Genomic DNA, 13,732 nt, shown 5'->3' with positions numbered 1-13,732 from the left:
ACCACCCCTCACCGGCCACCCGTTCGACCTACACTCCCCGACCGGGGGTGGGGTCATGCGCGGGATACGGACGGCCTGGCGGCCGGCGCTCGGGATCGTGATCGGGACGGGGATCGGGCTCGCGCTGCTGAACTCGTGCGACGGGTTTCCCGTGCACGACCTGGCCGCCGTCTACCGGGACGGCTCCGGCCGGATCATGGTGGAGCTCGGACAGTGCGGCAGCAAGGTCGACGCCCGGGGACCGACCCTCATCGTCACCCCGGACGGGGGTGACCCCACCTACTGGCCCACCGGTCGCGAACCCGGCCGCACCGGCCCCTTCCCCCTCTTCGCCCCGCCCGGGGCATGGGCCGTGGACGGGAAGCCGGGCGGACCCCGGGCCCTGGAGCCGCGCCACGGCTATGTCCTCCACTTCACGGTCCTGGAGGACGGACACCGGGTCCTCTACACCTCGGCCAGCGACTTCAGCCTCGCGGACATCGAGTCCCTCCGCCCGGGGCAGCTCTGGGCGAACGGCGAGGCCATGAGCCGCGAGCGCTTCCGCGCGCACGTGACATCGGAGTGCTGACGCGGAAGCACCCGCGGCCACGGCCACTGCCGCGGCCGCGACCACGGTCCGGGACTACTCCGCCGGCTCCACGCCCGCGTGCAGGAGGCCGTAGGTGAAGGCGTCTTCCAGGGCCTGCCAGGAGGCCGCGATGACGTTCGGGGCGACGCCGACCGTGTTCCACTCGCGGGTGCCGTCCGTCGTGGTGACCAGGACCCGGGTCGTGGAGGACGTGCCGTGTGCGCCCTCCAGGATGCGGACCTTGTAGTCGATCAGCTCGAACTTCGCGAGCTGGGGGTAGAAGCGTTCGAGGGCGCCCCGCAGCGCGCGGTCCAGCGCGTTGACCGGGCCGTTGCCCTCCGCCGTCGCGACGATCCGCTCGCCCTTGGCCCACAGCTTCACGGTGGCCTCGTTGGCGTGCGTGCCGTCGGGGCGGTCCTCGACGATGGCCCGCCAGGACTCGATGCGGAAGTACTTGCGCGCCCGGCCCTCGGCCTCGGCGCGCAGCAGCAGCTCGAAGGAGGCGTCGGCGGCCTCGTACGTGTAGCCCTGGAGCTCACGCTCCTTGACCCGCTCCACCACCCGGGAGACCAGTGCGCGGTCCCCGCCGAGGTCGACGCCGAGCTCCTTGCCCTTGAGCTCGATGGAGGCCCGGCCGGCCATGTCGGAGACGAGCATCCGCATGGTGTTGCCGACCCGCGCGGGGTCGATGTGCTGGTACAGGTCCGGGTCGACCTTGATGGCCGAGGCGTGCAGGCCCGCCTTGTGCGCGAAGGCGGAGACGCCGACGTAGGGCTGGTGCGTGGAGGGGGTGAGGTTGACGACCTCGGCGATGGCGTGCGAGATCCGGGTCATCTCGGCCAGCGCGCCCGCGGGCAGGACCGTACGGCCGTACTTGATCTCCAGCGCGCCGACGACCGGGAAGAGGTTGGCGTTGCCGACCCGCTCGCCGTAGCCGTTCGCGGTGCACTGCACGTGGGTGGCGCCGGCGTCCACGGCGGCCAGGGTGTTGGCGACGGCGCAGCCGGTGTCGTCCTGGGCGTGGATGCCCAGGCGGGCGCCGGTGTCGGCCAGCACGGTCGCGACGGTGGCGGCGATCTGCGCGGGCAGCATGCCGCCGTTGGTGTCGCAGAGGACCACGACGTCGGCGCCGGCCTCGTGGGCGGCGCGCACGACGGACTTCGCGTACTCGGCGTTGGCCCGGTAGCCGTCGAAGAAGTGCTCGCAGTCGACGAAGACCCGGCGGCCCTGGGAGACCAGGTGGGCGACGGTGTCGCGGACCATCTCCAGGTTTTCTTCGAGGGTGGTGCGCAGGGCGAGCTCGACGTGCCGGTCGTGGGACTTGGCGACCAGGGTGATCACCGGGGCGCCGGACTCCAGCAGGGCGCGGACCTGCGGGTCGGTGGCGGCCGAGCCGCCCGCCCGGCGGGTCGCGCCGAAGGCGACGAGCTGGGCGTGCTTGAAGTCGATCTCCGCGCGGGCGCGCGAGAAGAACTCCGTGTCGCGCGGGTTGGCGCCGGGCCAGCCGCCCTCGATGAACCCCACCCCGAAGTCGTCCAGGTGCCGGGCGATCGTCAGCTTGTCCGCGACCGTGAGGTTGATGCCCTCACGCTGGGCACCGTCGCGCAGGGTCGTGTCGAAGACGTGGAACCCGTCATCGGTGCCGGGGCCCGAAGCCGGCGCAGTCGGCTCGGTCGCCTCTGTCGTCGTCATGCTGATCTGACTCCTGTCGGATGGGTGGTTCCGGATGCCGCCCGCGGGGCAGGCCGACGCCACTGCCCCCATCATCGCGCGCTGCCCGTTTCCGGCACGTTCGGGCCGGAAAACGAAAAAACCTCTCGCGGGTGCGAGAGGTCTGCGCGCGGGTCTGGGGCACGGTGGCCGCCTCCGCGAAGTTCTTTCGCGGCTCAGCGGCCACTGGGGACCGGCGCGCTGCTGTCCATAATCATGAGCTGAGCAGGCACGTCGGCAGTCTGCCATACCGCATGCCGCGCATGGACGGGAATCTCAGCATGCGGGCAGCCCCGTCCGATGGCTGGAGGGCCGGGGCGGCACCGCGGGCCGGGCGGGGCACCGGCTCAGGCTCCGGCCCCCGGGGTCAGCGCCTCGCTGAGGAACTCGCCGACGTGCTCCAGGATGTCGCCCCGCCCTATCCCGGGCAGGCCGACCGCGACCTGGATGCTGAACCCGTCGAGCAGGGCCCGCAGCCGGGCCGCGAAGCGGTCCGGGTCGACCGGGCGGAACTCTCCGCGCGAGATGCCCTCGGCGAGCAGGGCCACCAGGTCGCGGTGCCAGGCGCCCTCGATGGCCCCCTGGCGGTCCCGCTCCCCCGGTCCCGCGTTCTGCGAGCGGTTCCAGACCTCCAGCCACAGCGTCCAGTGCGGATCCCGGGCGCCCTCGGGCACGTACAGGTCCACGTACGCCTGCAGGCGCTCGCGCGCCGGGCCGCGGCGGGACAGCAGGGCGCGGCGGCGGGTGCCGAGCGCCGCCTCGCTCCACTCCAGGGTCTGCAGCAGGAGCTCGTCCTTGGTGCGGAAGTAATAGAGGAGGTGGCCGCTGCTCATGCCGACCTGGCGGCCCAGGCCGGCCATGGTCAGACCGTCCAGGCCGCGTTCGGCGATGGTGGCCATGGCGGCGACCAGTACGTCCTCGCGCGGCGGCGCGTTCTTGCGCGCGGCACGTACCTCACCCGCCACCATGGCCCACTCCTCGTCCCGGCCGCCCTCTCGGGGTCAGACCTTCGGCTGCTGCTGGGTGATGCAGTGGATACCGCCACCCCCGGCGAAAATCGTACGTGCGTCGACGAGCGTCACGGTCCGCTCGGGGAAGAGACCTCGGAAGATCTCCGCCGCCTCCTCGTCGCGCGGGTCGTCGAAGGCGCACAGGACCACGCCGCCGTTGCACAGGTAGTGGTTGATGTAGGAGTAATCGACCCATTCCCCGTCCTCTTCCAGCACGGTCGGCGCCGGGATCTCCACGACCTCGAGCTGACGCCCCCGGGCGTCGGTGGCCGCGCGCAGGAGGGCGGCGATGGTCTTGCCGCGCTCGTGGTCCGGGTGGGCCGGGTCGGGCTGGCTGTGGACCATGACCACGCCGGGGCGGGCGAAGGCGGCGACGATGTCCACGTGGCCCTGGGTGCCGTAGGTGCCGTAGTCGCCGGCCAGGCCGTACGGGAGCCAGATCGCCTTGGTGGTACCGAGGTGGGCGTGGATCTCGGCCTCGACCTGCTCGCGGGTCCAGTCCGGGTTGCGGCCCTTGCCGAGCTGCACGGTGTCGGTGAGGAGCACGGTGCCCTCGCCGTCCACGTGGATGGCGCCGCCCTCGTTGACCAGCGCGGTGCTGAAGGTGCGGGTCCCGACGATGCCGGAGATCTCCCGGGCGATCTTCGAGTCGTGGCCCCAGCGGGCCCAGTCCTGGGCGCCCCAGCCGTTGAAGGTCCAGTCGACGGCGGCCAGCTCGCCCGCGTCGTTGGTGACGAAGGTCGGGCCGATGTCGCGCATCCAGGCGTCGTCGAGCTCGCGCTCGACCAGCTCGATGTCGTCGCCGACGATGGCGCGGGCGTTCTCCGCGTCCCCGGGCGCGACCACCAGGGTCACCGGCTCGTACGTGCGCACCGCGCGGGCGACGGCGCCCCAGGCCTCGCGGGCCTCGGCGAGCTCCTGCTCGTTGGTGAAGGTGGGGTTGGGGCCGGGCCAGGCCATCCAGGTGCGCTCGTGGGGCGTCCACTCGGCGGGCATCCGGAATCCGGCGTTCACGGGCGTGGTGTCGGTCATGGCAGGAAGTTCCTTAGAAGCTGTGCTGACTTACAAACGGTGCTGGTTCACAAGAAGTACAGGCGGTTGAGGGAGACCGATTCGGCGGCTTCGGCGCGCAGCGGTTCCCCGTCGAGGGAGACGAGTCCGCTGCGCGCGTCCACATCGACCGCGCCCACCCGGGAGTTGAGGAGCAGGTTCCCGGGGCCGATGCCCCGGGTGCCGCGGACGGCGACCCTGCGCCTGCGGGTGGGCATCTCGTCGCTGCCCAGGGCCGCCGCGGCGGCCGAGACGAAGGCCACGGAGATATCGGCCGCGGTGGCCCCGTACGAGCCGAACTGCGGCCCCAGGACCAGCGGTTCGCACGTGTCGGTGGCGGCGTTGGGGTCACCGGTGACCCCGTAGGCCGGGAAGCCGGACTTGAGGACCAGCTGCGGCTTGGCGCCGAAGAACTGGGGGCGCCACAGCACGATGTCGGCGAGCTTGCCGACCTCGATGGAGCCGATCTCGTGGGCCAGGCCGTGGGCGATGGCCGGGTTGATGGTCAGCTTGGCCATGTAGCGCAGGACGCGGGCGTTGTCGTCGCCCTCGCCGTCGCCTTCGAGCGGGCCGAGCTCGCCCTTCATCTTGGCGGCCATGGCGAAGGTGCGGCGGATGGTCTCGCCCGCGCGGCCCATGCCCTGGGCGTCGGAGGAGGTGATGCCGATCGCGCCGAGGTCGTGCAGGACGTCCTCGGCCCCCATCGTGCCCGCGCGGATCCGGTCGCGGGCCATGGCGGCGTCGCCGGGGAGGTCCGGCTTGAGGTCGTGGACGGAGACGATCATGCCGTAGTGCTCGGCGACCGCGTCCCGGCCGAAGGGCAGGGTGGGGTTGGTGGAGGAGCCGATGACGTTCGGCACGCCCGCCATCTTGAGGACGTTGGGGACGTGGCCGCCGCCACAGCCCTCGATGTGGAAGGCGTGGATGGTCCGGCCGTCCAGGACGCGCAGGGTGTCCTCGACGGACAGGCACTCGTTCAGCCCGTCGCTGTGCAGGGCGACCTGGACGTCGTACTCCTCGGCCACGCGCAGAGCGGTGTCCAGGGCGCGGGTGTGCGCGCCCATGTCCTCGTGGACCTTGAAGCCGCTCGCCCCACCCTCGGCGAGGGCCTCGATCAGCGGCGCCGGGTCCGAGGAGGAACCGCGGGCCAGGAAGCCGATGTTGACGGGCCAGGCGTCGAAGGCGTCGAAGGCGTGCTTCAGCGCCCACGGGGAGTTGACCCCGACGCCCCAGACCGGGCCGAACTCCTGGCCGATGATCGTGGTGACGCCCGCGGCGAGCGAGGCCTCCATGATGCGCGGGGAGAGCAGGTGCACGTGGGTGTCGACGGCGCCTGCGGTGGCGATCATGCCCTCGCCGGAGACGATGCTCGTCCCCGTGCCGACGACCACGTCCACCCCGTCGAGGGTGTCGGGGTTGCCGGCCCGGCCGATCGCGTGGATGCGGCCTTCGCGGATGCCGATGGAGACCTTGCGGATGCCGAGGACGGCGTCGATGACCAGCACGTTGCTGATCACCACGTCGCAGGTGTCGCGGACGGCGGCGGCCTTCAGGTGCAGCCCGTCGCGGGCCGTCTTGCCGAAACCGGCGAGGAACTCGTCCCCGGGCTTCTGGGAGTCGGACTCCACCCGGACGGTCAGCCCGGAGTCGCCGAGCCGCACCCGGTCGCCGGCGCGGGGGCCGAAGACGGAGGCGTACTCGTGCGGGTCGATGTGCCGGCTGCCCGGCGCGCAGTGCGCGCTGTGGTCCGTGTGGGGTGTCTGCCGGCTCATGACGCGCCCAGGTAGCCGCAGGCCGCCGCCCTCGACAGGGCGAGCTCCTTGGCGCCCGGAGCGTCCAGGGGGCCGTCCACCAGTCCGGCGAAGCCGATGGCGATGCGTGCGCCGCCGATCGGGACCAGGGCGACCTCGGCCTCTCCGCCGGGGTCGAAGCGGACCGAGGAGCCCGCGGGGACGCACAGGCGCATGCCGTACGCCGCCGCGCGGTCGAAGTCGAGGCGCGGGTTGGCCTCGAAGAAGTGGAAGTGGGAGGTGACGCTCACCGGCACCGGGGCGGTGTTGCGCACGTGCAGGTGGACCGCGGGCTCCGGCTGGGGGGCTCCGGGGCCGGGTACGACCGCGCCCGGGGCGTTCTCGCCCAGGCCGACGGCGCCCCGGATCGGGGACGAGACCACCGCGAGGCGGGATCCGTCGTCGAAGACGGCCTCCACGTGCACCTCGGTGACCACATCACTGACACCGGGCAGGACGTCGTCCGGGCCCAGCACCGAGCGGGCCTCCTCGATGGCCTCCGCCAGCCGCTTGCCGTCGCGCGCGGCCTCGCAGACCGCGTCCGCGACGAGCGCGGTGGCCTCCGGGACGTTGAGCTTCAGCCCGCGGGCGCGTCGGGCCCTGGCCAGTTCCGCAGCACTGCGGAGCAGCAGTCGGTCGCGCTCCGTAGGGGTCAGCCGCACGCCGATCCACCACCCTTCGAGTCGATGGGTTAGAGCATCACTCTAACTCTTCATTTCCTTGCAATGAAGCATTGACCTGAGACCAAGGCTTAGGTCACATTGAGTGTCGCTCAAACAGTGCATTGCCACCCCCCGCCCTGCCAAGGGAGTCCCCCCATGCCCATCGAACAGCGCGGAGTCGACACCATCCCGGAGGAGGAACGGACCAGCGGTCCCCGTGACCTGATCTCGATCCTCCTCGGCTCCAATCTCTGCCTCGGCGTGATCGTCTTCGGCTGGCTTCCCCCGTCCTTCGGACTGGGTCTGTGGCCCTCGGTCACCGCCATCGTGACCGGCACGCTCGTCGGCATCGCCTTCACCGCGCCGCTGGCGCTCGTATCCCTGCGCACGGGGACCAACCTCTCCACCTCCAGCGGCGCCCAGTTCGGCGTCCGCGGCCGGCTCGTCGGCTCGGTGGTCGGCCTGCTGCTCTCCCTCGGCTACACCGCGCTGACCCTGTGGATAGGCGGCGACGTGATGGTCGGCGCCCTGTCCCGGCTCACCGGGCTGCCGGACACCGGCGTCTCCCGGGCCGTGATGTACGGCGTGCTCGCCGCGTGCACCGTCGTCGGAGCCGTCTTCGGCTACCGGCTGCTGCTGCGCATGAGCAAGGTGCTCTCCATCGGCATGGTGGTGCTGCTGGCCGTCGGCGTGTTCGCCTACGCCCCCGACTTCACCGCCGCCGCTCCGCCGGACACCGCGTACCTGCTCGGCTCCTTCTGGCCGACCTGGCTGCTCGCCGCCGTCGCCGCCGGGCTCAGCGGGCCCGTCGCCTTCATCACCCTGCTCGGCGACTACACCCGCTACATCTCCCCGCGCAGGCACAGCTCCCGCAAGGTGCTCTGGTCCACCGGGCTCGGTCTGCTCGTCGGGCTGCTGATCCCGCAGCTCTTCGGCACCTACACCGCGCTCGCCGCCCGGGCCGGAGCCGAGTACGCCGGTCCGCTGGTCGACGCCGCGCCGTTCTGGTACCTGGTTCCGCTGCTGGTCGCCGCGGCCGCCGGGTCGGTGGGCAACGCCGGGCTGATGCTCTACTCCATGGGCCTCGACCTCGACGCCATCGTCCCCAAGGCCACCCGCACCACGTCCACCGTGATCGCCGCGGCCGTGGCCACCGCGTTCGTGTTCGTCGGCTCCTTCGAGTGGGACGTACAGGCCGCGATGACCTCGTTCGTGCTGGTACTCACCGCGATCGGCACCCCGTGGGCCGTGATCACCCTCATCGGCTACGTCCGCTGCCGGGGCCGCTACGACGCCGAGGCCCTGCAGGTGTTCAACCGCCGCGCCAAGGGCGGGGTCTACTGGTTCCGCGGCGGCTGGAACGTCCCGGCCACCCTCTCCTGGGCCGTCGGCGCGGGCGTCGGCCTGCTCGCCGTGACCACCCCGTTCTACGAGGGGCCGCTGCTGGCCCTGACCGGCGGCGTGGACTGCTCCTTCGTCCTCTCCGGCCTGACCGGCGGCCTGGTCTACACGGCCCTGACCGCCCGCACGGCCCCCGCCCCGGTGCCGGCCGAGCAGGCCGCCGAGGAACCGGTGGCCGCCTGAGCCACCCGTACTCCGGTTCGGCTCCGGCGGTCAACCATCCGGCCTGCGGCGGCGTCTACCCGTACAGCGGTGGCCGAACGGGAAAGGGCCGCCGCGAACGGCACGGGGAGGCGTCGTGGAAGAACTCGCATACGTGGCGGGAAAGATCGTCAAGGGAGTCGCGGGCCTGGCCTACGCCTTCGGTGACACCCTGGTGGGCCTCGGCCCGGACGGGACGGGCCAGGAGCGCGGCAAGAAGCGCGAAGACGAGAAGCACGAGGGCAAGGGCAAGGGCGAGGGCGAGGCGGACGGGCAGCACTGACCACGCCCCCTCCCCCTCATACGCACGAAGGCCCCCCGCGCGATGCGCGGGGGGCCTTCGTGCGTACGGGCTGCGAGCCCTAGCCCAGCTGGTGCATCCAGCCGTGGGTGTCGGCGTTGTGGCCGGTCTGGAGGTCCAGGAGGGCCTTGCGGAGCTTCATGGTGACCTCGCCGGGCTCACCGTTGCCCTGGGTCCAGTTCGCGCGCTCCGACTTGACGGAGCCGACCGGGGTGATCACGGCGGCCGTACCGCAGGCGAAGACCTCGGTCAGGGTGCCGTTCTCGTTGTCGCGCTTCCAGTCCTCGGTGGTGATGCGGCCCTCCTCGGCGGTGTAGCCGAGGTCGCGGGCGATGGTGAGGAGGGAGTCGCGGGTGATGCCGGGGAGGAGCGAGCCGGTGAGCTCGGGAGTGACGATGCGGTCGCCGTACACGAAGTACAGGTTCATCCCGCCCATCTCCTCGATCCAGCGGTGCTCGACGGCGTCGAGCCAGACCACCTGGTCGCAGCCGTGCTCGGCGGCCTGGGCCTGCGCGACGAGCGACGCCGCGTAGTTGCCGCCGGTCTTGGCGGCGCCGGTGCCGCCCTTGGCGGCGCGGACGTACTCCTCGGAGAGCCAGACGGAGACGGGCTTGACGCCCCCGGGGAAGTAGGCGCCGGCAGGCGAGGCGATCACGATGAAGAGGAACTCGTTCGCCGGGCGGACGCCGAGGCCGACCTCCGTGGCGAACATGAAGGGCCGCAGGTAGAGCGAGGCCTCGCCGGAGTCCGGCACCCAGGCGCGGTCCTGCTTGATCAGCGCGTCACAGGCGGCGATGAACAGCTCGGTCGGCAGCTCCGGCATCGCCATCCGGCGGGCGGAGGCCTGGAAGCGCTCGGCGTTGGCCTGCGGACGGAAGGTGGCGACGGTGCCGTCGGGCTGCTTGTAGGCCTTGAGCCCCTCGAAGATCGTCTGCGCGTAGTGCAGGGTCATGTTCGCCGGGTCCATCGACAGCGGCGCGTACGGGACCAGCTCGGCGTCGTGCCAGCCGCGGCCCTCGGTCCACTTGATCGTGACCATGTGGTCGGTGAAGTGGCGGCCGAAGCCGGGGCTGACCAGGATCGCGTCGCGCTCCGCGGCGGACAGGGGGGTCGAGGAGGGCTTCAGCTCGATCGTGGGCGTCGTCATGAGTGCTTGTCCTTCACCGGTTTTGTAGGGCGGACCGCGCTCACGGCGTACTAGGACGTCCGAGCTTCCCCGTATTCCGCGGCCTCGCGTTCGATTATCGCGCGGGAGGACGCTTCGGTGAAACGGGGTGAATGCGGCCCAGGAGAGATGGTGACACCCGGGGCCGCACAGGAAAAGCCGCCGGGTGCGGTGGTCGCGGCCCGGCGGCTTCCTGGAGGTGGGGCTACCGGGTCAGCCGGCTACTCGCGCGGCGAGGGCGTCGCCGATGGCGTCGGTGGAGCGGAAGGTGCCGTCGCGCTCGGCCAGGTCGGCGGAGACCGCGTCCTCGATGCGGGCGGCCTGGGCCTCGTAGCCGAGGTGGCGCAGCAGGAGGGCGACCGAGAGGATCGTCGCGGTCGGGTCGGCCTTGCCGGTGCCGGCGATGTCCGGGGCCGAGCCGTGGACGGGCTCGAACATGGACGGGAAGGCGCCGGTCGGGTTGATGTTGCCCGAGGCGGCCAGGCCGATTCCGCCGGTCACGGCGGCGGCGAGGTCGGTGAGGATGTCACCGAAGAGGTTGTCCGTGACGATGACGTCGAAGCGCTCCGGCTGGGTGACGAAGAAGATCGTCGCGGCGTCGACGTGCAGGTAGTCGGTGGTGACCTCGGGGTACTCCTGGCCGACCTTGTCGAAGATGTTCTTCCACAGGTGACCGGCGTACACGAGCACGTTGTTCTTGTGGACCAGCGTCAGCTTCTTGCGCGGGCGGCCGTTGGCACGCTCGTAGGCGTCACGGACCACGCGCTCGACGCCGTAGGCCGTGTTGAGGCTGACCTCGGTGGCCACCTCGGCCGGGGTGCCGGTGCGCAGGCTGCCGCCGTTGCCGGTGTACGGGCCTTCGGTGCCCTCGCGGACCACGACGAAGTCGATCTCCGGACGGCCGGCGAGCGGGGTGGCCGTGTTGGGGAAGAGCTTCGACGGGCGCAGGTTGATGAAGTGGTCGAAGGCGAAGCGGAGCTTCAGCAGCAGACCGCGCTCCAGGACGCCCGACGGGACCGAGGGGTCGCCGATGGCGCCCAGGAGGATCGCGTCGTGGTGCTTGAGGGCTTCGAGCTCCGCGTCCGGGAGGGTTTCACCGGTGCGGTGCCAGCGCTGGGCGCCGAGGTCGTATTCCTTGGTCTCCAGCTTCACATCCTGGGGCAGGACCGCGGTAAGGACCTTGAGGCCCTGAGCCACGACTTCCTGGCCGATGCCATCACCGGGGATCACTGCGAGATTGATGCTGGTCGACATGGTGGAACCGTACTCCTTGTCCCATCCCTCAGACATATTGCGTCCATCATGTGGACGCAATATGTCTCGGGGCGGGCAGCGCTCAGCGGCAGGTCAGTGGCTGGCCGGCGGCAGGTCGACAGCCGGCCAGTGGCCGGTCAGTGGCCGGTCGAGCCGCCGTTGTCGCGGCGGTCCAGCGCGCGCTGGAGGGCGGCGGCGGCGTTCTTGCGGTCAGCATCGGCGGAAGCGGAGCGGCGGACGCGGCGGGCGGTGGTGGAGGGGGTGTGCGTCATGGTGATCGACTCCTTGAGATCACGGCGCGGCGGGGCCGCGGATGAGGGGTTCCTTCAAGGCGCCGGAAGAGGCGGGGAGCGGTGCGCGGCAGGGGTTGCCTGCCATGGGGCGCGCGCTCTCGACCGCCATTCGCCGGATCGGCGAGACGTTCGGCTTCTACAACGTAGGCCAGCTCCCGCTGTATGTCTCCGCAATTACTCGGACTTCCTACTATCTGAGACGCCGAACCACCCGGAAGCCCCTCCCCAGGGCTCCGATTTCAACCGCTCACGGCACGAAGTTCCCTGATCAGAGCCCGTACGGCGAGGGTCGCAGCAGATTCCGGTGTGGTGACGTACCCCACGCGTCTCACCGGCCCCTCCGGACCCAAACCGGTGACGTCGACGGCTCCGGTCGCCTCCCGGAGGGACAGCTCGGGCATGATCGCCATGCCGAGCCCCCGCCCGACCATGGTCAGCACCATCGCGTCGTCCTCCGCCTTGACCGTCGCCCGCGGGATCCAGTCCTGCGCCAGCCACCAGGTGCGGGTGTAGGAGCCGCAGTTCTCGTCCCAGTCCATCAGCGGCAGCGCCTTCGGGTCGGGGTGTCCGGCCGGATGCACCAGGGCGTACGCCTCCTCCACGAGCACCCCGCTCAGCAGGCCGGGCGCCAGGCCCTGCTCCACGCCCAGCGTCGCGATGCCGAGGTCCGCGCGGCCCGCGGCCACCTCCCCGGCCGCGCCGGCGCCGAGCTCGCGCACCACCCGGACCTCGGGGCGGATTCCGGGGTGACGGGCGGTGAGCCGCTCCAGCGCCGGGGGCAGCAGGTGCAGGGCCGCGCTGCGGAAGGCGGCGATGCGCAGCACGCCGGCCGGCGCCGCCGGGGCGGCCCCGCCCGCGCCGCGCGCCTCCGCGCCCATGACCTCGTAGAGCCGCAGGATCCGGCGGGCGTGCCCGACGGCCCGCTCCCCCGCCGGGGTGGGCGAGGCGCCGGTGCGGCCGCGCTCGAAGAGCACCACGCCGAGCTTGGCCTCGCTGCCGCGCACCGAGTGCGAGACGGCCGACTGGGTGAGGCCGAGCGAGGCGGCGGCGGCGGAGAAGCCGCCGCGCTCGGCGACGGCCACCAGCACCCTGAGTTCCTGGGGGAGCAGCTCGGCCACGGGGGCCCTCACCTCGTTCTATGAGCGTCGTTCATGGATGTGCGGCTTCCATGAACCGAACCCTCTGCCCGGCCCGGCGATTCCCTCCTAGCGTCGGCGCCATGACCACGAACACCGCATACGCCGTCCACCAGATCGCCCGCCCGGCCGGCTTCCCCGCCGCCTCGGACTTCGCCTACGTCCGCACCCCCGTCCCCGAGCCGCGGCCCGGAACCGCCCTGGTGGAGAACCTGCTGCTCTCGGTGGATCCGTACCACCGCGGACTGATGGACGGCGGCGAGGGCGGCTTCGAGCTCGGCACCCCGCTGGAGGGCCGCTCGGTGGGCCGGGTCATCGCCTCCCGCGACCCCGGCCTCGCGGAGGGCGACCTGGTCTTCCACCGCGAGGGCTGGCGCACCCACGCCCTCGTCACCCTGGGCGCGGGCGGTACCCGCACGCTGCGCGGCCACGAGGGCGTTCCGCTGGAGGCCTACCTGTCCATCCTCGGCGGCACCGGCCTGACCGCGTACGCCGCCCTGACCCGCACCGCGGGCCTGCGCGAGGGCGAGGACCTCTTCGTCTCGGCCGCGGCGGGCGGAGTCGGAACGGCCACCGGCCACATCGCCCGGCTCCTCGGCGCCCGCCGGATCATCGGCAGCGCGGGTTCGGCGGCGAAGGTCCGCCACCTCACCGGGGTCCTCGGCTTCGACGCGGCCTTCGACTACCACGACGGGCCGGTCGGCGAGCAGCTCGCACGGGCCGCGGCCGCCACGGGGGCGGACGGCATCGACGTCTACGTGGACAACGTCGGCGGTGACCACCTGGAGGGGGCGATCGACGTGCTGCGCGAGTACGGACGGATCGCCTGGGTCGGCGGGATCTCGATGTACAACGGCGACCGCTCCCCCGCCGCGCCCCGCAACCTCTTCGAGGTCGTACACAAGTCGCTGCGCCTGGAAGGGGTATTGGTTCGCAATCACACCAATCTGCAGGACGAGCTGGAGGAGTTCCTGGTCCCCCATCTGCGCAGCGGCCGGGTCGGCACCGACACCACCGTTGTCCAGGGGTTTGATCACACGGTGGATGCCTTCCTGGGCATGCTCCGAGGGGACAATCTGGGCAAGATGCTCGTACGGGTCGACGGCTGAATCAGGCCACCCGGATGTTCACCGACTTCTTACCGCACGGATGTAGACCTTTGGCGCGGCTACCGCCACTCTTGCCGTCAAT

13 protein-coding genes are annotated in these 13,732 nt (G+C 71.7%); 4 read left to right on the top strand and 9 right to left on the bottom strand.

Features of this window, described 5'->3' with window-relative positions; translation table 11 throughout:
• Positions 1 to 55: 55 nt before the first annotated feature.
• Entirely contained in the window at positions 56 to 568 is a 513-nt protein-coding gene (locus tag ACFRU2_RS36490) for a hypothetical protein (RefSeq protein WP_382980418.1), read from the top strand.
• 54 nt (positions 569 to 622) lie between these two features.
• Here ACFRU2_RS36490 and cimA read toward each other — a convergent pair whose 3' ends face one another.
• The 5 genes from cimA to ureA all read right to left on the bottom strand — a co-directional run bounded on the left by cimA (position 623) and on the right by ureA (position 6,790).
• Entirely contained in the window at positions 623 to 2,260 is a 1,638-nt protein-coding gene (gene cimA, locus ACFRU2_RS36485) for a citramalate synthase (RefSeq protein WP_382980416.1), read from the bottom strand.
• 365 nt (positions 2,261 to 2,625) lie between these two features.
• On the bottom strand, positions 2,626 to 3,246 hold the full coding sequence (locus tag ACFRU2_RS36480) for a TetR/AcrR family transcriptional regulator (RefSeq protein WP_250742438.1): 621 nt from the start codon (positions 3,244 to 3,246) through the stop codon (positions 2,626 to 2,628).
• A gap of 33 nt (positions 3,247 to 3,279) precedes the next feature.
• Positions 3,280 to 4,320 carry an agmatine/peptidylarginine deiminase gene (locus ACFRU2_RS36475; RefSeq protein WP_382980414.1) on the bottom strand — a complete coding sequence of 347 codons (1,041 nt, stop codon included), beginning with the start codon at positions 4,318 to 4,320 and terminating at the stop codon, positions 3,280 to 3,282.
• 47 nt (positions 4,321 to 4,367) lie between these two features.
• On the bottom strand, positions 4,368 to 6,110 hold the full coding sequence (locus tag ACFRU2_RS36470) for an urease subunit alpha (RefSeq protein WP_382980412.1): 1,743 nt from the start codon (positions 6,108 to 6,110) through the stop codon (positions 4,368 to 4,370).
• Entirely contained in the window at positions 6,107 to 6,790 is a 684-nt protein-coding gene (gene ureA, locus ACFRU2_RS36465; RefSeq protein ID WP_382980411.1) for an urease subunit gamma, read from the bottom strand. Before ureA ends, ACFRU2_RS36470 begins: the two co-directional genes overlap by 4 nt.
• Before the next feature lie 156 nt (positions 6,791 to 6,946).
• On the opposite strand from ureA, the gene ACFRU2_RS36460 reads away from it, so the two are divergent.
• Positions 6,947 to 8,374, top strand: coding sequence for a cytosine permease (locus ACFRU2_RS36460; RefSeq protein ID WP_382980409.1), 1,428 nt, complete (start codon positions 6,947 to 6,949; stop codon positions 8,372 to 8,374).
• Between the two features lie 115 nt (positions 8,375 to 8,489).
• Entirely contained in the window at positions 8,490 to 8,675 is a 186-nt protein-coding gene (locus ACFRU2_RS36455) for a hypothetical protein (protein WP_382980407.1), read from the top strand.
• A 79-nt stretch (positions 8,676 to 8,754) separates the two neighbouring features.
• On the opposite strand, the gene ACFRU2_RS36450 is transcribed toward ACFRU2_RS36455, so the two are convergent.
• The 4 genes from ACFRU2_RS36450 to ACFRU2_RS36435 all read right to left on the bottom strand — a co-directional run bounded on the left by ACFRU2_RS36450 (position 8,755) and on the right by ACFRU2_RS36435 (position 12,523).
• Positions 8,755 to 9,840 (bottom strand): branched-chain amino acid aminotransferase, encoded by a 1,086-nt coding sequence (locus tag ACFRU2_RS36450; RefSeq protein WP_382980405.1) that lies wholly within the window; start codon positions 9,838 to 9,840, stop codon positions 8,755 to 8,757.
• Positions 9,841 to 10,071: 231 nt separating this feature from the next.
• On the bottom strand, positions 10,072 to 11,112 hold the full coding sequence (locus tag ACFRU2_RS36445; protein WP_250742445.1) for a 3-isopropylmalate dehydrogenase: 1,041 nt from the start codon (positions 11,110 to 11,112) through the stop codon (positions 10,072 to 10,074).
• 137 nt (positions 11,113 to 11,249) lie between these two features.
• Positions 11,250 to 11,384: a hypothetical protein gene (locus tag ACFRU2_RS36440; RefSeq protein WP_266881296.1), complete on the bottom strand. Its 135-nt coding sequence runs from the start codon at positions 11,382 to 11,384 to the stop codon at positions 11,250 to 11,252.
• 260 nt (positions 11,385 to 11,644) lie between these two features.
• Entirely contained in the window at positions 11,645 to 12,523 is an 879-nt protein-coding gene (locus tag ACFRU2_RS36435) for a LysR family transcriptional regulator (RefSeq protein WP_382980403.1), read from the bottom strand.
• A gap of 101 nt (positions 12,524 to 12,624) precedes the next feature.
• On the opposite strand from ACFRU2_RS36435, the gene ACFRU2_RS36430 reads away from it, so the two are divergent.
• On the top strand, positions 12,625 to 13,650 hold the full coding sequence (locus ACFRU2_RS36430) for an NADP-dependent oxidoreductase (RefSeq protein ID WP_382980401.1): 1,026 nt from the start codon (positions 12,625 to 12,627) through the stop codon (positions 13,648 to 13,650).
• Positions 13,651 to 13,732 lie beyond the last annotated feature (82 nt).

This window comes from Streptomyces sp. NPDC056883 (genome assembly GCF_042788835.1).
Classification (GTDB): domain Bacteria; phylum Actinomycetota; class Actinomycetes; order Streptomycetales; family Streptomycetaceae; genus Streptomyces; species Streptomyces stoeckheimensis.
The sequence above is the reverse complement of the archived record's forward strand: the minus strand, read 5'-3'. Positions and strand labels throughout refer to the sequence as shown.

What these genes read in the sequence shown, in the direction of transcription:
- ACFRU2_RS36480 (WP_250742438.1), bottom strand. Translation starts at nt 3,246, where the DNA reads ATGGTGGCGGGTGAGGTACGTGCCGCGCGCAAGAACGCGCCGCCGCGC.
- ACFRU2_RS36430 (WP_382980401.1), top strand. Translation starts at nt 12,625, where the DNA reads ATGACCACGAACACCGCATACGCCGTCCACCAGATCGCCCGCCCGGCC.
- ACFRU2_RS36445 (WP_250742445.1), bottom strand. Translation starts at nt 11,112, where the DNA reads ATGTCGACCAGCATCAATCTCGCAGTGATCCCCGGTGATGGCATCGGC.
- ACFRU2_RS36490 (WP_382980418.1), top strand. Translation starts at nt 56, where the DNA reads ATGCGCGGGATACGGACGGCCTGGCGGCCGGCGCTCGGGATCGTGATC.
- ACFRU2_RS36460 (WP_382980409.1), top strand. Translation starts at nt 6,947, where the DNA reads ATGCCCATCGAACAGCGCGGAGTCGACACCATCCCGGAGGAGGAACGG.
- ACFRU2_RS36475 (WP_382980414.1), bottom strand. Translation starts at nt 4,320, where the DNA reads ATGACCGACACCACGCCCGTGAACGCCGGATTCCGGATGCCCGCCGAG.
- ACFRU2_RS36440 (WP_266881296.1), bottom strand. Translation starts at nt 11,384, where the DNA reads ATGACGCACACCCCCTCCACCACCGCCCGCCGCGTCCGCCGCTCCGCT.
- ACFRU2_RS36470 (WP_382980412.1), bottom strand. Translation starts at nt 6,110, where the DNA reads ATGAGCCGGCAGACACCCCACACGGACCACAGCGCGCACTGCGCGCCG.
- cimA (WP_382980416.1), bottom strand. Translation starts at nt 2,260, where the DNA reads ATGACGACGACAGAGGCGACCGAGCCGACTGCGCCGGCTTCGGGCCCC.
- ACFRU2_RS36450 (WP_382980405.1), bottom strand. Translation starts at nt 9,840, where the DNA reads ATGACGACGCCCACGATCGAGCTGAAGCCCTCCTCGACCCCCCTGTCC.